Origin of the sequence: Pseudonocardia sp. WMMC193 (assembly GCF_021728735.1) — a bacterium.
Classification (GTDB): domain Bacteria; phylum Actinomycetota; class Actinomycetes; order Mycobacteriales; family Pseudonocardiaceae; genus Pseudonocardia; species Pseudonocardia oroxyli.
In genome coordinates this window covers 6103936-6121939 of the sequence record NZ_JAKKDO010000003.1, presented here as the reverse complement: position 1 = coordinate 6121939, position 18004 = coordinate 6103936, and the positions used below count along the sequence as shown (strand labels likewise).

General features: G+C 74.2%; 18 protein-coding genes. 12 read left to right on the top strand and 6 right to left on the bottom strand.

Annotated features, from left to right (window positions below; genetic code table 11):
* The 4 genes from L3X23_RS31330 to L3X23_RS31315 all read left to right on the top strand — a co-directional run bounded on the left by L3X23_RS31330 (nt 1) and on the right by L3X23_RS31315 (nt 4048).
* The gene (locus L3X23_RS31330; protein WP_308116963.1) at nt 1-1062 is read left to right on the top strand and encodes a DUF692 domain-containing protein; all 1062 of its coding nucleotides are present in this window, start codon (nt 1-3) and stop codon (nt 1060-1062) included.
* Nucleotides 1059-1439, top strand: a complete 381-nt coding sequence (locus tag L3X23_RS31325; protein WP_237196832.1) for a hypothetical protein — start codon at nt 1059-1061, stop codon at nt 1437-1439. The genes L3X23_RS31330 and L3X23_RS31325 overlap by 4 nt, the downstream gene beginning before the upstream one ends.
* Before the next feature lie 156 nt (nt 1440-1595).
* Nucleotides 1596-3365, top strand: coding sequence for a biotin carboxylase N-terminal domain-containing protein (locus L3X23_RS31320; protein WP_237196830.1), 1770 nt, complete (start codon nt 1596-1598; stop codon nt 3363-3365).
* Nucleotides 3366-3586: 221 nt separating this feature from the next.
* Nucleotides 3587-4048, top strand: coding sequence for a hypothetical protein (locus L3X23_RS31315; RefSeq protein ID WP_237196828.1), 462 nt, complete (start codon nt 3587-3589; stop codon nt 4046-4048).
* An 85-nt stretch (nt 4049-4133) separates the two neighbouring features.
* Here the strand turns inward: L3X23_RS31315 and L3X23_RS31310 are convergent, their stop codons facing one another.
* Nucleotides 4134-4463 (bottom strand): hypothetical protein, encoded by a 330-nt coding sequence (locus L3X23_RS31310; RefSeq protein WP_237196826.1) that lies wholly within the window; start codon nt 4461-4463, stop codon nt 4134-4136.
* 91 nt (nt 4464-4554) lie between these two features.
* Nucleotides 4555-5958, bottom strand: coding sequence for an NAD(P)H-quinone dehydrogenase (locus L3X23_RS31305; RefSeq protein WP_237196824.1), 1404 nt, complete (start codon nt 5956-5958; stop codon nt 4555-4557).
* An 86-nt stretch (nt 5959-6044) separates the two neighbouring features.
* Between L3X23_RS31305 and L3X23_RS31300 the strand changes: the two genes are divergently transcribed.
* Nucleotides 6045-6494: a gamma-glutamylcyclotransferase gene (locus tag L3X23_RS31300; protein WP_093077510.1), complete on the top strand. Its 450-nt coding sequence runs from the start codon at nt 6045-6047 to the stop codon at nt 6492-6494.
* Between the two features lie 65 nt (nt 6495-6559).
* On the opposite strand, the gene L3X23_RS31295 is transcribed toward L3X23_RS31300, so the two are convergent.
* A complete protein-coding gene (locus L3X23_RS31295) occupies nt 6560-7291 on the bottom strand; it encodes an endonuclease domain-containing protein (protein ID WP_237196822.1) in 732 nt (243 codons plus the stop codon).
* Between the two features lie 133 nt (nt 7292-7424).
* Complete coding sequence (locus L3X23_RS31290; protein WP_237196819.1) at nt 7425-8666, bottom strand: amidohydrolase; 1242 nt, start codon at nt 8664-8666, stop codon at nt 7425-7427.
* 330 nt (nt 8667-8996) lie between these two features.
* Here L3X23_RS31290 and L3X23_RS31285 point away from each other — a divergent pair, with 330 nt between their 5' ends.
* From L3X23_RS31285 to L3X23_RS31270, 4 genes are all read left to right on the top strand, one after another.
* Nucleotides 8997-10640: a serine/threonine-protein kinase gene (locus tag L3X23_RS31285; RefSeq protein WP_237196817.1), complete on the top strand. Its 1644-nt coding sequence runs from the start codon at nt 8997-8999 to the stop codon at nt 10638-10640.
* A gap of 74 nt (nt 10641-10714) precedes the next feature.
* Entirely contained in the window at nt 10715-11500 is a 786-nt protein-coding gene (locus tag L3X23_RS31280) for a purine-nucleoside phosphorylase (protein WP_237196815.1), read from the top strand.
* Nucleotides 11500-13149 carry a phospho-sugar mutase gene (locus L3X23_RS31275; RefSeq protein WP_237196813.1) on the top strand — a complete coding sequence of 550 codons (1650 nt, stop codon included), beginning with the start codon at nt 11500-11502 and terminating at the stop codon, nt 13147-13149. The genes L3X23_RS31280 and L3X23_RS31275 overlap by 1 nt, the downstream gene beginning before the upstream one ends.
* Nucleotides 13150-13159: 10 nt before the next feature.
* Nucleotides 13160-13612, top strand: coding sequence for a flavodoxin family protein (locus tag L3X23_RS31270; protein WP_093077296.1), 453 nt, complete (start codon nt 13160-13162; stop codon nt 13610-13612).
* A gap of 75 nt (nt 13613-13687) precedes the next feature.
* Here L3X23_RS31270 and L3X23_RS31265 read toward each other — a convergent pair whose 3' ends face one another.
* On the bottom strand, nt 13688-14473 hold the full coding sequence (locus L3X23_RS31265) for an SGNH/GDSL hydrolase family protein (RefSeq protein WP_237196811.1): 786 nt from the start codon (nt 14471-14473) through the stop codon (nt 13688-13690).
* Between the two features lie 184 nt (nt 14474-14657).
* Between L3X23_RS31265 and L3X23_RS31260 the strand changes: the two genes are divergently transcribed.
* The gene (locus L3X23_RS31260) at nt 14658-15242 is read left to right on the top strand and encodes a TetR/AcrR family transcriptional regulator (protein WP_237196810.1); all 585 of its coding nucleotides are present in this window, start codon (nt 14658-14660) and stop codon (nt 15240-15242) included.
* An 8-nt stretch (nt 15243-15250) separates the two neighbouring features.
* Here the strand turns inward: L3X23_RS31260 and upp are convergent, their stop codons facing one another.
* Nucleotides 15251-15874 carry a uracil phosphoribosyltransferase gene (gene upp / locus L3X23_RS31255; RefSeq protein ID WP_237196809.1) on the bottom strand — a complete coding sequence of 208 codons (624 nt, stop codon included), beginning with the start codon at nt 15872-15874 and terminating at the stop codon, nt 15251-15253.
* A gap of 380 nt (nt 15875-16254) precedes the next feature.
* Here upp and L3X23_RS31250 point away from each other — a divergent pair, with 380 nt between their 5' ends.
* On the top strand, nt 16255-16491 hold the full coding sequence (locus tag L3X23_RS31250; RefSeq protein WP_093077288.1) for a hypothetical protein: 237 nt from the start codon (nt 16255-16257) through the stop codon (nt 16489-16491).
* Between the two features lie 231 nt (nt 16492-16722).
* The gene (locus L3X23_RS31245) at nt 16723-17991 is read left to right on the top strand and encodes a primosomal protein (protein ID WP_237196806.1); all 1269 of its coding nucleotides are present in this window, start codon (nt 16723-16725) and stop codon (nt 17989-17991) included.
* Nucleotides 17992-18004: the final 13 nt, after the last annotated feature.

Below are 18004 nucleotides of genomic sequence, written 5' to 3'. Positions count from 1 at the left end.
GTGGCCCCCGCCAGCCCGGTGGTGGCGGGGGTGGCGACGGGCTCCGGGTCACTGGGTCCGGCGGCGCCCGCCGGCCCGGCGGGCGGTGTGGTGGCGGGGGTCGGGATCGGGTGGCGAGCCGAGATCGCGCAGGTCGTGGCCGGGATGGAGGGCCTCGGCTTCTGTGAGGTGATCGCCGAGGCGATCACACCCGCAGCTCCGCCTCGAGGGGTGGCGGAGCTGCGGGCGCGCGGGGTGGCGGTGATCCCGCACGGGGTCCGCCTCGGGCTGGGCGACGCCGAGGGCGTCGCCCCGGCTCGCGTCGCGCATCTCGCGGCCTGCGCGGAGGCGGTGGGCGCGCCGCTGGTGAGCGAGCACGTCGCGTTCGTGCGGGCCGGGGGTCGGGAGGCCGGTCATCTGCTCCCGGTCCCGCGGACGCGGGAGGCGCTCGCGGTGCTGGTCGAGTCCGTGCGGCGCACCCGGGCCGAGCTCGCGGTGCCGCTCGCGGTGGAGCCGATCGCGGCGTTGTTCGACTGGCCGGAGGACGAGTTCGAGGAAGGTGACTTCCTCACCGAGCTGCTCGACCGGACCGGGGCGTTGCTCCTCCTGGACGTCGCGAACGTCTACGCGAACGCCCGGAACCGGGGGCAGGACCCGTCGGCCGTGCTGGACCGCTTCCCTCTCGACCGGGTGGCGTACGTGCACGTGGCGGGCGGGGCCGTGCACCCCGACGACCCCACCGGGCTCTACCACGACACCCACGTCGACCCGGTCCCCGGCGAGGTCCTCGTCCTGCTCGACGAGGTGCGCGAACGGGGCGCCGGCCCGGCCGTCATGCTGGAGCGCGACGGCCGCTACCCACCCGCCGAGGACCTGCGCGACGAACTGGCCGCGATCGCCGGAGCCCAGCACCCCCACCCCACCACCCGCGAGTCCCCCACCAGACCGCGCGAGTCCCACACCCCGCCCCGCGAGTCCCACACCACGTTGCGCGAGCCGCACCCCACCGGCCGCGAGTCCGACACCGGACTGCGCGAGTCGCACGATCCGGCGGGCCTCGGGGCCACCGAGGTTCCGCGATGAGCCCGCCCGGCGGGCTCGCCGCTCGTCAGGCCGCGTTGGTGGAGTCGCTGGTCGCCGGGGGTTCGGATCCCGCGGGGCTCGATCCCGTTCGGCTGGCGGCCACCCGCCGCGCGTTGTTGCGGAAGCGGGCGGGTGAGGCCGCGAAGTACTGGCCCCTGCTCGCGGCGGGGTTCGGTGCCGAGTGGACCGCCTTCGCGACCCGGGTCCTCGCCGACCGTCCGGTCGCCGGCGGTCTCCAGGACGGCTGGGACGTCGCCCGTGCCGCCGAGGGCCGCCTGACCGAGGGCGCCCGCCGCGAGCTGCGCGCCCGGGAACGTTCCCACCGCTACACCGGGGACGGCCCACCGCGCCCCCGACGGCACCGGCTGCCCTGGTGACGCGTCCGCGCCGGCGTCGCGGCAGTCAGCCGTGACCGGTTGATGACGGATCCCACACCTGATCTCGTTCTGTGTTCGCCAGGTGAACTCCTAGACTCCCCGGGTGACCAAGGCGTCGGCGCAACGGGGGCCGGCGAGGACCACGAGGAGCCGAAGGTGCCTGCACTGCGCAAAGTTCTCGTCGCCAACCGCGGGGAGATCGCCGTCAGGGTGATCCGGGCCGCCAAGGACGCGGGCCTTGCCAGTGTCGCGGTCTACGCGGAGCCGGACCGGGACGCGTTGTTCGTCCGGCTGGCGGACGAGGCGTACGCCCTCGGCGGCACCACCGCCGCCGAGTCGTACCTGGACTTCGACAAGGTCATCGGCGCGGCCAAGCAGGCGGGCGCGGACGGCATCCACCCCGGCTACGGCTTCCTGAGCGAGAACGCCGACTTCGCCCAGGCCGTGATCGACGCCGACATCACCTGGATCGGGCCGTCGCCGCAGTCCATCAGGGATCTCGGCGACAAGGTCACGGCCCGGCACATCGCCACCCGCGCGGGCGCCCCGCTCGTCCCCGGCACCAACGACCCGGTGTCCGGCGCGGACGAGGTGATCGAGTTCGCCAAGGAGTACGGGCTGCCGGTCGCCATCAAGGCGGCGTTCGGCGGCGGCGGGCGCGGCATGAAGGTCGCGCGCGAGGAGAAGGACATCGCCGAGCTCTACGAGTCGGCCGTCCGCGAGGCCACCGCGGCGTTCGGTCGCGGCGAGTGCTTCGTCGAGCGTTACCTGGACAAGCCGCGGCACGTCGAGACCCAGGTGCTGGCCGACCAGCACGGCAACGTCATCGTCGTCGGGACCCGGGACTGCTCGCTGCAGCGCCGCTTCCAGAAGCTGGTCGAGGAGGCCCCCGCGCCGTTCCTCACCGACGAGCAGCGCAAGACGCTTTACACGGCGTCGAAGGACATCGTGAAAGAGGCGGGCTACTACGGGGCGGGCACCGTCGAGTTCCTGATCGGCCAGGACGGGCTGATCACGTTCCTCGAGGTCAACACCCGGCTGCAGGTGGAGCACCCGGTCTCCGAGGAGACCTCCGGGCTGGACTTGGTGCGCGAGCAGTTCCGCATCGCCGAGGGCCTCGAGCTCAACCTGCTCGACGACCCGGAGCCCCGCGGGCACTCCATCGAGTTCCGGATCAACGGCGAGGACGCGGGCCGCAACTTCCTGCCCGCCCCCGGCACCGTCGGGAGCATCGCGTACCCGGCGGGCCCGGGTGTGCGGGTCGACGCCGGCGTCGAGGCCGGTTCGGTGGTCGGCGGGCAGTTCGACTCGCTGCTGGCCAAGCTGATCGTCAGCGGCTCGGACCGCAGCCAGGCCCTGGAGCGCTCGCGGCGCGCGCTGGCGGAGTTCCAGGTCACCGGCATGGCGACGGTGCTGGAGTTCCACCGGCTCGTCACCGCCGACCCCGCGTTCACCGCCGAGCGCGAGGAGGACTTCACCGTCCACACGCGCTGGATCGAGACCGAGTGGAACAACACGGTCGAGCCGTTCACCAACCCGGCCGAGGCCGACGAGGAGGCCGCGCCGCGGCAGAACGTCGTGGTCGAGGTCGGCGGCAAGCGCCTCGAGGTCTCGCTTCCCGGCGACATCTCCTTCGGCGGCGGTGGTGGCGCGGCGGCGAAGGCCAAGCCGCGCAAGCGCGCCGGTGGGGGCGGCGGGGCGAAGGTCTCCGGCGACGCGGTGACCGCGCCGATGCAGGGCACGATCATCAAGGTCGCGGTCAACGACGGCGACACCGTCTCCGCAGGCGACCTCATCGTCGTCCTCGAGGCCATGAAGATGGAGAACCCGGTCACCGCGCACAAGGACGGCACCGTCTCCGGGCTGTCCGCCGAAGCGGGCTCCACGATCTCCCAGGGCGCCGTCGTCTGTGAGATCAAGGACTGATTGACGCGTCCCCGCCGGGGCGGTTGAATCCTGGACTGCCAGGTTCGACCGTCCCGGTCGTCGTCACTGCACAAGTACACAGCGAACGAGACGCACCCGTGTGAGTCACCCACGGGGCCCGGTTCTCCGCCACGCGGACACGGACCGCGCCGCGGATCCGTCCGACCCGAGTCGCCTCGGCGCGGACACGTCCTCGTCGGTTTTCGAGCACAGGATCCGTCATGCCCCCCGAGTTGCACGTCACGACACACATCCACACCGACGGGCCCATCCCGGGTCCGCACTCCCTGCTCACCCTGACGGCCGCGGCACACACCGCCGCGGGCGTCCCGATCGGCACGTTCACCGTGAACCTGCGGGAACTGCCCGGCGCCACCCTGCATCCCGCGTCGTTGCAGGACTGGCGCACGAAGGCCGAGGAATGGCTCTCCACCCGGCGAGCCTCCAAGCCCCCGGCCCTCGCGACGATCGCGTTCACCCGCTGGGTCAGCCGTCTGCCCGGCAGGCCGGTGTTCGTCGCCGAACCCGAGGCCTACCTGTTCGTCTACTGGTACGCCCAGCGGTTCACCGACGGCTGGCCCTTCGTGGGGACCCTCCCCCCGGAGGCGGTCGCCGACCGCTCCGCCGCCGCCCGTTCCTGCACGTTGGCCTCCTGCCGCGCGCAGTTGGCCACGGCGGGCTGAGCACCCGTCGCACACCCGATGCCCCCGGGGACACCGTCCGCCGGGGGTATCGGCATGCCGCGAGTCCCGTCCTCGCCGCCACCGCTCAGCGGCCCGGGCGCACCTCGGGTCGACCGAGTACCGCACCGCCGACGCCCGCGACCACGGTGATCCCCGCCAGCAGGATCGTGACCAGGCCGAACCCCGAGAGCAGCAGCCCGACCCCCGCGGACACCGCCCCGATCGCGAGCCCGGCGCGCGGCACGGCGGCGCCGTCGAGCCGCCTGGTGGCGATCTTCGCCGCGAGCGCGAGGACGGCGCCCACGCCGGGAACGGCGGGGAGGACGGCGAGGAGGAGAGCACCGGCGACCTGCGCGCCGACGCCGGCCGCGGCCACCGGCAGGACCGGCACGCGGGTGGGGACAGGAGTGGCCATGGCGTCCACCGTCCGCCACGTCCGGGTGCGGCGGATCCGGGGAACCCCGAGTCGACCCCGGGATCAGCAGTACGGGCACTCCCCGTCGGTCTCAATCCAGGTCGGAGTGCTGCATGAGCTGGCGGCCCGCCTCGGTGATGGAGCCCGACAGCGACGGGTAGACGGAGAAGGTGTGCGCCAGGTCGTCCACGCCGAGCCCGTTCTGCACGGCCAGCGCGATGGGCAGGACGAGCTCGCTCGCCACCGGCGCGACGACGACGCCGCCGATCACCACACCGGTCGCCGGACGGCAGAACAGCTTGACGAACCCGCGGCGCAGCCCCCGCATCTTCGCGCGCGGGTTGGTGGCCAGCGGCAGCATCACGGTGCGGGCCGGGACCTCGCCCGCGTCGATCGCGCGCTGACTGATGCCGACGGTCGCGATCTCCGGGCGGGTGAAGACGTTCGAGGCGACGGTCCGCAGCCGGATCGGCGCCACGCCCTCGCCCAGGGCGTGCCACATCGCGATGCGCCCCTGCATGGACCCGACGGACGCCAGCATGAGTAGGCCGGTGCAGTCGCCTGCGGCGTAGATGCCGGGCACGGACGTCCGAGACACGCGGTCGACCGGGATGAACCCGCCGCGGTCGGTCTCGATGCCGATCTTCTCCAGGCCGATGTCTCGGGTGTTCGGCACCGAGCCGACGGTCATCAACGCGTGGGAGCCCCGCACGACCTGCCCGTCGGCGAGGGTGACGACGACCTCGTCCCCGTCTCGCAGCACGGACTCGGCCCGGGCGTTCGGCAGGATCGTGACCCCGCGCTCGGCGAAGACGTCCTCCAGCACGGCGGCGGCGTCCGCGTCCTCGCTCGGCAGCACGCGGTCCCGGCTCGAGATCAGCGTGACCTTGCAGCCCAGCTCCACGTACGCCGACACGAACTCGGCCCCGGTCACCCCGGACCCGACGACGACCAGGTGCTCGGGCAGCGCGGGCAGGTCGTAGAGCTGTCGCCAGGTGAGGATGCGCTCGCCGTCCGGTCGGGCGGAGTCGAGCACGCGGGGCGTGGCGCCCGTCGCGATCAGGACGGTGTCCGCGTGCAGCTTCTCGACGGTGCCGTCCGCGTGGCGGGCCTCGACGGTGTGCGGCAACCGCCCGGACGTCTCGTCCAGGAAGGACGCGTGGCCGTGGATGATCCGCACGCCCTCGGACTCGACGCGCGCCCGGATGTCCGCCGACTGGGCCTGGGCCAGCCCCTTCACCCGGCTGTTGACCTTGAGCAGGTCGACGCCCTCGGTGTCGCGGTCCAGCAGCACCCCGAGGTCCTCGGCGCGGTGCAGGTCCACGCGCACGGCGGCGGAGGAGATGAAGGTCTTCGACGGCACGCAGTCGTGGATCACGCACGCGCCGCCCATGCCGTCCGCCTCCACGACGGTGACGTCACTGCCGTGCTGTGCGGCGACCAGCGCGGCCTCGTACCCGGCGGGTCCGCCGCCCATGATGACGATGCGGGTCACGTCGTCCCCTCGATGTGGTGGTGTCGGCTCAACCCTAGGCCGTGCCGGCGGTCACCCGCCTGGTGGTCGCCGTTACCCTGTCCCCCGTGCCGCTCTACGCCGCCTACGGGTCGAACATGGACCCCGCCCAGATGAAGGAGCGCGCTCCGCACTCGCCGATGGCGGGCACGGGGTGGCTGATGGGGTGGCGGCTGACCTTCGGCGGGGAGGACTACGCCTGGGAGGGCGCACTGTCCACGGTGGTCGAGGACCCCGACTCCCAGGTCTTCGTCGTGCTCTACGACGTCCCGGACCACGACGCCGCCCAGCTCGACCGCTGGGAGGGTGGCGAGCTGGGTCTGCACAAGAAGCTCCGCCTGCGCGTCCAGACCCTCGAGGGCAGCGCCCTGGCCTGGATCTACGTGCTCGACGCGTACGAGGGCGGCACCCCGAGCGCCCGCTACCTCGGCGTGATCGCGGACGCCGCGGAGCAGGCGGGCGCCCCTGACGACTACGTCACCGAGCTGCGCAACCGCCCCAGCCAGAAGAGCTCCTGACCCGCGAGTCCCCCATCCCGGACACGCGAGTCCCCCGGTCGAGACACGCGAGTCCGACACGTCGGTCACCGCGGCGTCCACACCCGCTCCCGATGTCGACGCGCCTGGAGCGCTCCCCCCGCGCCGGCGTCTCGACGGAGCGGGAACCCGCGTGCCCGGAACGCCGCCGCCAGGTCCTGCTGGACCCTGGTGATGTCCGTCATGTCGTCTGTTGTGACCCGGATGACGAGGTAGCCGCGGCGTTCGAGTTCTCGTTGGCGCTCCGCATCGGCGAGCTCGCGTCCGCTGTGCGTCTCGTGACCGTCGTACTCCAGGGCGATCCGCAGCCCCGGCCAGGCGAGGTCGACCAGGAAGACCACGCGGCCGTTCCCGTCGTGGATCGGGTGGTTCAGCACGGGGTTCGGGAAACCGAGATCCACGATCCGGAACTGCAGTCTGCTCTCCGCAGGCGAGCGAGGGCGCCCGCCCGCCAGCTCGACGAGGATCGCGGCACGTCTCGTTCCGCGTCGATCGCTCCGTGTCGCGATGCGGTGCCGCACCTCTGCGCGGAGGGCCTCGACGTCCTCGGCGATGCTGAGCGCCTCGTCGAAGCCGGCGAACCCGGTCGGACCGTGGTCGCGGCACAGCAGGTCGCCGAGGACACGGTCGAGCGCGAGGACGGGCAGACCCGCACGCTCCACCGTGTCCGCTCCGAACCCGCGGCCGTTGTGGACGGCCGCGCGAACGGCCCGCTCGCCGAGGATGTCGACCAGATCGCTCCGCCGGATCGCGCTGTGGAGGTTCGTGAGGGTGTCCATGGCCGGAGACCATGCCGGAGATCGACGGCCCGTCGCCGAGATTGTCCACAGGGCCGAAAACCTGTGGACAACCCCGTCCGACTCGCGTGTCCGAACTCGGAGACTCGCGTGTCCGAAGTGCGGGACTCGCGGGTCAGTAGGACAGGGCGGCCAGGGCGCTGTTGACCAGGACGCGGACGCCGAAGGGCAGAGCGCGCTCGTCGAGGTCGAAGGTCGGCTGGTGGATGTCCTTCATCGGACCCACCCCCGACCAGACGCCCAGCCGGGCCATGGCCCCCGGCACCTTCTCCAGGTACCAGGCGAAGTCCTCGCCGCCGGAGGACTGCTCGGTGTCCGCCGCGGCCTCCATGCCACCGGTGAGGATGGCGGCGTCCCGGAGGATGCCCGAGCTGTCCGCCTCGTTGACCACGGGCGGGACGCCGCGGACGTAGTCGATCACGTACCCGACACCCAGCGGTGCGAGCACGGCCGCGACCAGCGACCGGAACTTCTCCTCGACGACCGTCCACGTGGCGTGGTCCGCGGTGCGCAGCGTGCCGCGCAGCACGCCGTGCTGCGGGATCGCGTTCGCCGCGGCGCCGGACTGCACCGCACCCCAGACCAGGACCGTGCCGGAGCGCGGGTCGACCTGCCGGGTGAGCAGCAGCGGCAGCTGGGTGATGAGCAGCCCCAACGCCTCGACGAGGTCCGCGGTCAGGTGCGGGCGGGCGGTGTGGCCGCCGGGCGAGGTCAGCCGGATCTCCACGACGTCGCACGCCGAGGTGATCGGTCCGACGCGGGTGCCCAGCCTGCCGACCTCCAGGCGCGGGTCGCAGTGCAGCGCGAAGATGCGCTCCACGTCCCCCATCGCCCCGTCGGCGACGACGTCCAGGGCCCCACCGGGCTGGACCTCCTCGGCGGGCTGGAACACCAGCCGCACGCGCCCGGGCAGGGACGGCGCCGACGCCAGCGCGAGACCCGCGCCCAGCACCATGGCGGTGTGCGCGTCGTGTCCGCAGGCGTGCATCACGTTGGGCACGGTGGACGCGAACGGCAGCCCGGTCTCCTCGGGCAGCGGGAGCGCGTCGAGGTCGGCGCGCAGCGCCACGCAGCGGTCGCCGCGGCCCACGTCGCAGACCAGGCCGGTGCCGCCGGGCAGCGTGCGCGGCTCGAGACCGGCGGCCAGGAGGCGGCGGGCGATCAGGGCCGTCGTACGATGTTCGTCGCGGCCGAGCTCGGGTACGGAGTGCAGCGACCGGCGCACGGCGACGACGTCACCGCGGTGGGCCTGGAGCCACTGGTCGAGCCAGGCCGGGCCGGTGCCCGCGCCGAGGTCGGCGACCACGTCGTCGTCACCCCCGGCCGCGAGCTCGGGGTGCGCCTCGAGAAGGGTCATCGAGCACCGCCCGGGACCGCCTCCGAAGAGCTCTTCGCTCTGTCCTGCATGCACCCATGGTGCTCACCCGGACAGCGGTGTACCAACCCGAAACCGGGAGTTCACCGGGTATCCGCGCCGAGGGGTCGGTGCTCTGCTGCGGGCGGACGACCACCCCGTGACGAGCGGTTGCCGGCGGCTGCGACGAACGGGCGGACCCGCCGTTCGGCGTGCCCAACGGGGCTGCACAGCGTTGTCACCCGGTCACGTGAAGCGACCGTTTCTGCAGGTCAATGCCCCCGACGACGGACCCCGAGTCACCGCCCGCACCGGCATCGGGAGAATGGGCGCGTGTCCACCCAGGAAGACGAGCAGCCGGGCCGCGTCGTCGGCGACCGGTACCGCCTCTCCGGGCAGCTCGGCGCAGGCGCGATGGGCACGGTCTGGTCGGGTTTCGACGAGGTGCTCCGCCGCCGCGTCGCGATCAAGGAGCTGAAGGTCCCGCGCGGCATCCCGGAGCGCGAGGCGCTCGGCATGCGCGAGCGGATGCTGCGCGAGGCGCGCGCGCTCGGCGGCCTGTCGCACCCGAACGTCATCACCGTGTTCGACGTCGTCGACGCGGAGGGCGAGCCCCTCGTCGTCCTCGAGATGGTCCCCAGCCGCAACCTCGCGACGCTGATCCAGGAGAACGGCAGGCTCTCGGCGGGCCAGTCGGCCGTGATCGGCTACGCCGTGGCCGCGGCGCTGCGGGCCGCCCACCGCGCGGGGATCACGCACCGGGACGTCAAGCCCGGGAACGTGCTCGTGGCGCACGACGGGCGGATCAAGCTCACCGACTTCGGCATCGCCCGCAACTCCTCGGACGCCCCCATGACCACGGCGGGCCTGGTCCTCGGCTCCCCCGCCTACATCGCCCCCGAGGTCGCGATGGGCAGCGCGGTCACCCCCGCGGCGGACCTCTGGGGCCTGGGCGCCACGCTCTACGCGGCCATCGAGGGCCGCCCGCCCTACGACGTCAAGGGCGACCCGGTCTCGACGATCACCGAGGTCGTGGACGGCGACGTGCCCCGCCCGCGGGACGCCGGGCCGGTGTCCGAGGTCATCGCGGCCCTGATGGTCAAGGAACCCGACCAGCGGATGCCACTGGAGGAGGTCCGCCGCAGGCTCCGCCCCCTGCTCGACGACCCGGACGACCCGCTCTACCCCGGCTCGCCGGACGCGCCGACCTCGTACTCCCTGGTCGCGCCGCGCCCCGAGCCGGTGCCCGAGCCCCGGGTCGCGGCCTCGGGCCCCGTCTGGGAGCCCAGCGCGCGGATGCCCGCACGCGGCGCCCCGCTGGCCGCCGCGCCCGGTCCGCTGCCCAGCGGCTCGTACGCCATGCCCGCCCGTCCGCCCGTGCACGTCGAGACGCCCGTGCGGCCCCGGCCCCCGCAGCCGCCCCCGGGCCTGCCCGCGCGCTGGGCCGTGCCGCTCGCCGTCGCCGGGGCCCTGCTGGTGCTGCTGGGTGCCGCGGGCGGCTACGCGGCCACCCGGACGCTCGGCGGGCAGTCACCGCTGTCGACGGTCACCGTGACCACCGCGACGGACGCGACCACGCTGGTCAGCGAGGGGTGGACGATCGCGGTGCCCGCGGGCTGGGAGCGGGCGGACCGGGACGGGCTGGTGCGCTGGCTGAGCCCGGACTCGTCCGAGGAGCTGGCGCTGTGGCGCACCGGCACGGTCGAGGCCGTCGCGGCCGGGTTCACCGCCGAGCGGCTCGGGGTCGACACGGTCGTCCAGGGGGCGTCCGGGCCGGTCGTGGGCGGGCAGCCGGGCGCCGTCGAGACGCACTACACCTCGGTCCTCGGCGGCGTCTCCCGCTCGACCGTCGTCCGCACGATCCCGGTGCCCGACGGCGTGTGGGCCGTCGCGCTCACCGTGCCGACCCCGCACGCGGGCGGCCGGTCCGAGGCACTGGAGACCGCGGTGGCGAACAGTTTCACCGCTCCGAGCTGAGATCTGTGGACAACTCGGGCCTCCCGGGCCCGTTCTGATCTTCCCGGGGCGTCCCCGCCCTTAGTGTGACGGCCATGAGCAGCGATCTCGCACAGGAGGCCGCCGGGGCGTTGGCCCGGGCGACCGGGGTGGCCGCGCACGACGTGGCGGTGGTCCTCGGCTCGGGCTGGCGCCCGGCGGCGGAGGTCATCGGCGGCGATGCCGAGGTCCCGATGGACGCCCTGCCGGGGTTCGTCCCGCCCACGGTGCAGGGGCACGGCGGCACGATCCGGTCGGTCACCGCGGGCGGCCGGCGGGTCCTCGTGCTGCTGGGCCGCACCCACGCCTACGAGGGCCATCCGGTCGAGGCGGTGGTGCACGGGGTGCGCACCGCGGTCGCGGCGGGCTGTCGCACCGTGGTGCTCACGAACGCGGCGGGCGGCATCCGGGAGGGCATGTCCGTCGGGCAGCCGGTGCTGATCTCCGACCACCTGAACCTGCTCGCCCGCTCGCCGCTGGTCGGGCCGCGCTTCACCGACCTGACCGACCTGTACTCCCCGCGGCTGCGTGCGCTGGCGCGCGAGATCGACCCCTCGCTGGAGGAGGGGGTGTACGCGGGCCTGCCCGGCCCCCACTTCGAGACGCCCGCGGAGATCCGGATGCTGCGCGGGCTGGGCGCCGACCTGGTCGGCATGTCGACGGTGCTGGAGGCGATCGCGGCCCGGGCGGAGGGCGCGGAGGTGTTCGGGCTGTCGCTGGTCACCAACCTCGCCGCCGGGATGACCGGGGAGCCGCTGAACCACGAGGAGGTACTGGAGGCCGGCCGGGCCTCGGCTCGGCGGATGGGCGAGCTGCTCCGCGACCTGGTGGCGCGAGTCTGATGGACCCCACCCTGCGGGACCGCGCGCTGCGCTGGATCGCGGACGACCCGGATCCGGAGACCCGCGCCGAGCTCCAGGCGCTGGTGGCCGCGGGGATGACCGGTGGCGACACGGGCGCGTTGGCGGCGGCGATGGCGGGGCCGCTCACGTTCGGCACCGCCGGCCTGCGCGGGCCCGTGCGCGCCGGCCCCGCGGGGATGAACGTCGCGGTGGTGCGGCGGGCGACGGCGGGGTTGGCGGCGTGGTTGCGGGCGCGGTGGACGGCCGGCGGGACCGGCGGCGGGTCGAGCGTCGGCGCGGGCGCGGGGCCCGGGTCCGGCGGGGCCGGGGCCGGGGCGACTGGGCCGGTCGTGGTCGTCGGGCGGGACGCGCGGCACGGTTCGGAGGTGTTCGCCGCGGAGGCGGCCGGGGTGCTGGCGGCCGCGGGGTTCGCGGCCCACGTGCTGCCCGCACCCCTGCCCACGCCGCTGCTGGCGTTCGCGGTGCGCAGGTTGGGGGCGGTGGCCGGGATCCAGGTCACCGCCTCGCACAACCCCAAGGCGGACAACGGCTACAAGGTCTACCTGGAAGACGGTGCCCAGCTCGTCCCGCCCGCGGACGCCGAGATCGAGGCGGCGATCGCGGCCCAGCCCGCGGCGGTGTCGATCCCCGTCGGCGGCCCCACCGTCGAGTACGACCCGACCGAGGAGTACCTGGCCCGGGTCGCGTCGCTCGGCCGGGCCGGGGGTGAGCTGCGGCTCGCGCTCACCCCGCTGCACGGGGTGGGTGGGGCCCTGGCGGTGCAGGCGCTGTCGCGCAGCGGTTTCACGGACGTCCACGTGGTCCGCGAGCAGGCCGCGCCGGATCCGGACTTCCCCACGGTGGCGTTCCCGAACCCCGAGGAGCCGGGCGCCACCGACCTGCTGCTGGCCCTGGCCGACCGGGTGGGCGCCGACCTCGCGATCGCCCTGGACCCCGATGCGGACCGCTGCGCGCTCGCCGTCCCCACACCCGCGGGGTGGCGGCTGCTGACCGGGGACGAGACGGGGGTGCTGCTCGGCGACGCGATCCTGCGTGAGCGCAGCGGGCTGGTCGCCACCACGGTGGTCTCGTCGAGCATGCTGGCGCGCGTCGCGGCCGCCCACGGGGCCGGGTTCGCCGAGACGCTGACCGGGTTCAAGTGGATCGTCCGGGGCGGGCCCGACCTCGTCTACGGGTACGAGGAGGCGATCGGCTACTGCGTGGACCCGGAGGCGGTGCGGGACAAGGACGGGATCTCCGCCGCGGTGGTCGCCGCGGGTGTCGCGGCCGAGCTGCGGGCGCAGGGCCGCACCCTGCTCGACCGGCTCGACGAGCTGTCCCGGGCGCACGGGGTCCATCGCACGGTGGGGATCTCCCGGCGGATGGAGCCCGCCGCCGGCGCGGCGGCCGTCGCCCGGCTGGTCGCCGACCCGCCCGCGGGCTGGGCGGCCGACCGCCCCGCGCCGGACGTGCTGCGGCTGCGGCGGGCGGGCGCACGGGCGGTGGTGCGCCCGTCGGGGACCGAACCCAAGCTGAAGATCTACCTGGAGGTGGTGGAGGACCCGACGGACGACCTGGCGGGCGCCCGGGCGCGTGCCGACACGCGGATGGCCGCACTGCGGGAGGAGGTCGAGGCGCTCATCGGGTAGGACGGGTGGCGTGGCCACCCTCCTGATCGTCCACCACACGCCCTCCCCCGCCTGCCGGGAGCTGTTCGACGAGGTGCGGCGCGGGGCGTCGGACCCGGAGATCACCGGGGTGGAGGTGCGGGCGCGTGCGGCGCTGGCCGCGACGGCGTCGGATCTGCTGGCGGCGGACGCCGTCGTCCTCGGGACCCCGGCGAACATCGGCTACATGTCCGGCGCGCTGAAGCACTTCTTCGACACCGTGTTCTACCCGTGCGGGGAGGACACCCGCGGTTTGCCCTTCGGGGTGTACGTGCACGGCAACGAGGGCCTCGAGGGCGCGGTCCGGGCCGTCGACGCGATCACCGCGGGGATGGGGTGGACGCGCGTCGCGCCCACGGTGGAGGTGGTGGGCGCGCCGGACGCGGCCGCCCGCGAGGCCTGCTGGGAGCTGGGCGCCACGGTGGCGGCCGGGATCAGCGGCTGAGCGCGACCCACGGCTGAGCGGGATTCACGACCGAGCGGGATTCACGACCGAGCGGGACTCACGACCGAACGGGACTCAGGACGACGAGGGCGCGAGCGGGGCCGCCCGGCGCGCCGCGAGCCAGCCGGAGATCTCCGTGGACCACATCGTGGCGATCTTGGCGTAGCCGCCCGCGTTGGCGTGGAGTGCGTCGGTGAAGTCCTTGCCGCCCAGCAGGTTCGAGGTGTCCACGAACTCGATCGACCGGCCCTGCGCGCGGTAGTCGGCGACGATCCCGGGGACCAGCCGGGCGAACTCGGCCCGGTCGGCGAGATGCGTGGGCAGCGCGGCCCAGATGCCGGCCACGATCACGTGGGTGCGGGGCGCACCTGCGAACACCTCGCCCAGCAGCCGGTCCAGCCGGGCGGCGGCGGTGGCCCCGGAGGCACCGGTGTTCACGTCGTTCGTCCCCATGTGCAGCAGCACGACGTCCGGGTCGGCGGCGGCCACCCAGCCGCGAGCCCGCGGGATCATGCGTTCCAGGGTCCAGCCGGAGTGGCCCTCGTTGTCCGGGTCCGCCATGCCGGGGAAGCCGGTGTGCTGCGAGCCCACGTAGTCGACGCGGATCCCGTCCGCGGCGAGGTCGGTGTAGAGCGGGCCGCGGTACCCCGCGGTCGCCGGGCTGCCGAGGCCCACGGTGCTCGAGGCACCGAGCGGCATCACGCGCAGCGGCAGGCCCGCCGTGCCCAGGGCGCTCTGTCCGGTCGTGCGCACCGTGGGCGGGATCGTCTCGTCCGCGGGCGCCGCGACGAGCACCAGACCGGCGAGCACCAGACCCGCCAGCGGAACCCGGACGAACCGCAGCCGGCCGAACCCGCGCATTCCCGCCTCCACCGCGACGGCGGGGCCCGAGCGGGTCCCGTCCTCCCGGTTGATCTGTCGGGGGGGCTCCGGCGTTACGTGCGGATCGTCACCGCTCCGTCACGCCGGCGTGTCCTGGGCGTGACACACCGATCGGCTCGGCTTGCCGGGCGGACCCGCCCGGTTCGGCGGTAGTGTCCGCCGCGTGCCACGGCCCAAGGTCCACGACGACGTGTTGCGCGCCAAGCTCCGCACCCGCGCGGGCGAGCTGCTCAGCGAACACGGCGTCGCCGGTCTGTCGCTGCGGACGCTGGCCGCGGACGTCGGCACCTCCACGACCGCGGTCTACGCGCTGTTCGGGGGCAAGCCGGGCCTGGTGAAGACCGTGGTGGACGACGCGTTCCGCCGGCTGCGGCACACCCTGGCCGACGTGCCGGAGAGCGCGGACCCGGTGGAGCGGCTCGTCGCGATCGCCGAGGCCTACCGGGCGGACGCCCTGCACGACCCCCACCTGTACGACGCCATGTTCGACCGCGACCGGCTCGACGAGGAGTCCCGCGCCCTGCAGGAGGAGGCGCTGGAGCCGCTCGTCTCCGCCGTGGCGGCGGCGCGGGACGCCAAGGCCCTGCGGGACGACGCGGACGCGGGCACCGTGGCCCTGGGCCTGTGGTCCGCCCTGCACGGGCTCGTGTCGATCCAGCTGCACGCGCACACCCCGACGGACATCGACGACCCGGCCGACGGGTCGCCCGAGGTCCTCCGCGCCGTCGTCGACGGCTGGCGGGCCTGACCCACCCGTCAGACGGCGCCGAACTGGCGGTCCCCCGCGTCGCCGAGCCCGGGGACGATGTAGGCGGAGTCGTTGAGGCGCTCGTCGATCGAGCCGGTGACCAGTCGCACCGGCAGACCGCTGTCCGCCAGCGCCCGCACGCCCTCGGGTGCGGCGAGGACGCAGACGGCCGTGACGTCGTCCGCGCCGCGGGCGGCGAGCAGCTCGACGGTGTGCACCATCGAGCCCCCGGTCGCGAGCATCGGGTCGAGCACGAACACCGGCCTGCCCACGAGTGTCGGGGGCAGCGACTCCATGTACGGCGTCGGGAGGTGGGTCTCCTCGTCCCGGGCCATGCCGACGAACCCGACCTGCGCCTCCGGCAGCAGGCTCTGCGCGGCGTCGACCATGCCGAGGCCCGCGCGCAGCACCGGGACCAGGATCGGCGGGTTCGCCAGCCGGTGCCCCTCGGTGCGCGCGACGGGGGTGTGGATCGGGAACGTCGCCGTCCCGAAGCCCCGGGTCGCCTCCACGACCAGGAGCAGGGTCAGGTCACGCAACGCGGCACGGAAGGCGGCGTTGTCCGTGCGGGCGTCCCGCATGGTCGTGAGTCGGGCGAGGGCCAGCGGGTGCTCGACGACGCGGACGTCCATGACCGGGAACCGTAGCGAGCCCACCGGTGGTGGAGATGAACGGCCAACGATCGTGGTCGAACGGTCACTCTGCGTCTCCGAACGGTGGTTCCCGTACTGCCGCAAGGGGTCCCCCGTACCCCGGTCGCGCAGGTCGGCCCGCACACGGTGCGCACACGAGACACCAAGATCGACATCGTCCCCCGGCGATCGGTCACGATGCGTGCTCGCCCGGCGACGATGACACCAGTGATCATCCCGAATCCTCGCGCTGCGTCCCGAGCCCGGGACCCACGGTGACCACAGGGAGATTTCTTCGCACCCGAACGGGTGGTCTGGCACGAACACTGTCACGCCGGACCCGCCTCCGACGCTGTACTAGGTGACAAGGAGGTGATCCGGTGCCGGAGAACACGACCTCGGAGGAGCAGACCCTGGTGGCTGCCGCCGAGAAGCTCACCCAGTGCGACGGGTACGTGGTGCTCGCCGTCGACCCGCAGACCGGGGAGGTGGACGCGCACGGCCCGTTCGACGGGCTGACCGCGACCGTGAAGGCCGACCAGCTGCGTCGGGACTTCGACCGTGGTGGTCTGGAGGACGTCACCGTGGGCGTCGTCCGCCTGCACAGCTCCACCTGATCCACCGCCGGCGTCGGGCCCCACCGAGCCCTCCGCCGGCAGCCGGACCCCGCACGCTCCCCGATCGGCTCCCCGAGGGCCCCGGGGTCACACTCCCCGCGTGCGGAGCCGGCCGCAGCACGACCAGCCCGCACCGGTCCGCGTCCCGCGGTGGGGACGCGACCGGTGGGCCGTGCACCCGGGCGGCGGAGCGATCAGCCGCCCCTCAGCAACGGCCGCTAGTCTCGCGCCGTGGCCAGTGACATCGTCCCCATCCAGCTCTCCCTCACCGAGGGGGACCTCGTCACGCTCTGGGCGCCGCGGTGGCGCGAGGACGGTGAGGACTGGGAGGCGTTCCTCGGCGACGAGGACGCGTTGTTCGGCTTCCCCGAGGTCGCGCAGCTGGCCGCGTTCGTGCGCACCGCGCCCGAGCACGACCTGGTCGACCACCCCGCCTGGTCCGAGGTCCCGAGCCTGACGGTCGCCGAGCTCACCCCCGAGGAGAGCCGCCGGTTCGACATCATCGGCGTGCCCGAGCTGGTCGCCGAGGAGCCGGACACCTGGACCATCGGCGAGCTCGCCGAGATCGTGGCGATCGTGCGCTCGCTGGCGGACGTCTGCGATCTCGAGCTCGTCGACCGGATCCTCGACTCCACCCCCGGCTTCGCTCTGCTGGACCAGGGCACCCTGCCGTTCAGCGGCCGGGAGGGCGCGCGGCTGTGGATGCAGCTCGCCCAGACCGTGGCCGACCGGTGGGACGAGGTCGTCGACGCGCTCGACGAGATGGTCGCCACCCCCGCGGTCGACGCGGCGGCGCTCGCCCGGGCCGAGCAGGAGGCCGCCGAGCTCGCCGCCCGCCTCGCGGAGGCCGAGGAGGGGCTCACCGACCCCGAGGACATCGAGGCGGCGGACGAGGAGGCCATCGACGACCAGGTGGCCGAGGACGAGGCCGAGCTCGCGCCCACGGGCTTCTGGGAGGACATCGGCATCGACCCGATCCGGGTCACCACGACCACCGGCTCGATGGTCACCCTGCGCTGCTATCTCGACGACAAGCCCGTCTTCCTCGGCTCGGACGGCCGGATCGACGCGTTCGACTCCGAGCGCGCGCTGGCCCGCTGGCTGGCCGACGGCGGCAAGGACGACAACGACCTCGTCGCCGCCTCGACCTGGCAGGACGTGCTCGACAAGGCCGCCGTCGGCGAGCTGACCGTGACCGTGGACCCGATGAACGACTACGTCCTCGTCGGGATCGACGAGGACATCGCCGAGGGCACCCTCGAGGTCGATCCGACGCAGCTGGAGCTGGCCACGGAGCTGGTGCTGGACGTCGCGGAGTGGGCGGGCGACCCCGCTCCCGCCGAGGCGCTGGCCGAGTCGCAGAGCCTCGGCTGGCTCGTCTCGTTCATCATCCGGCCGAACCCGACCCGCCTGGCCCCGAGCCCGCCGTTCACCGCGGAGGCCGCGCGCTGGCGCGACCTCGCCCAGGCCACGGAGGCCCGCTTCCGGTCGCCCGCCTGAGCCGGCGGGCGGC

Bases quoted from the DNA above. Each gene is read 5' to 3' on its own strand.
- L3X23_RS31325 (WP_237196832.1), top strand. From the start codon at position 1,059: ATGAGCCCGCCCGGCGGGCTCGCCGCTCGTCAGGCCGCGTTGGTGGAG.
- L3X23_RS31315 (WP_237196828.1), top strand. From the start codon at position 3,587: ATGCCCCCCGAGTTGCACGTCACGACACACATCCACACCGACGGGCCC.
- L3X23_RS31310 (WP_237196826.1), bottom strand. From the start codon at position 4,463: ATGGCCACTCCTGTCCCCACCCGCGTGCCGGTCCTGCCGGTGGCCGCG.
- L3X23_RS31295 (WP_237196822.1), bottom strand. From the start codon at position 7,291: ATGGACACCCTCACGAACCTCCACAGCGCGATCCGGCGGAGCGATCTG.
- L3X23_RS31290 (WP_237196819.1), bottom strand. From the start codon at position 8,666: ATGACCCTTCTCGAGGCGCACCCCGAGCTCGCGGCCGGGGGTGACGAC.
- L3X23_RS31280 (WP_237196815.1), top strand. From the start codon at position 10,715: ATGAGCAGCGATCTCGCACAGGAGGCCGCCGGGGCGTTGGCCCGGGCG.
- L3X23_RS31275 (WP_237196813.1), top strand. From the start codon at position 11,500: ATGGACCCCACCCTGCGGGACCGCGCGCTGCGCTGGATCGCGGACGAC.
- L3X23_RS31265 (WP_237196811.1), bottom strand. From the start codon at position 14,473: ATGCGCGGGTTCGGCCGGCTGCGGTTCGTCCGGGTTCCGCTGGCGGGT.
- upp (WP_237196809.1), bottom strand. From the start codon at position 15,874: ATGGACGTCCGCGTCGTCGAGCACCCGCTGGCCCTCGCCCGACTCACG.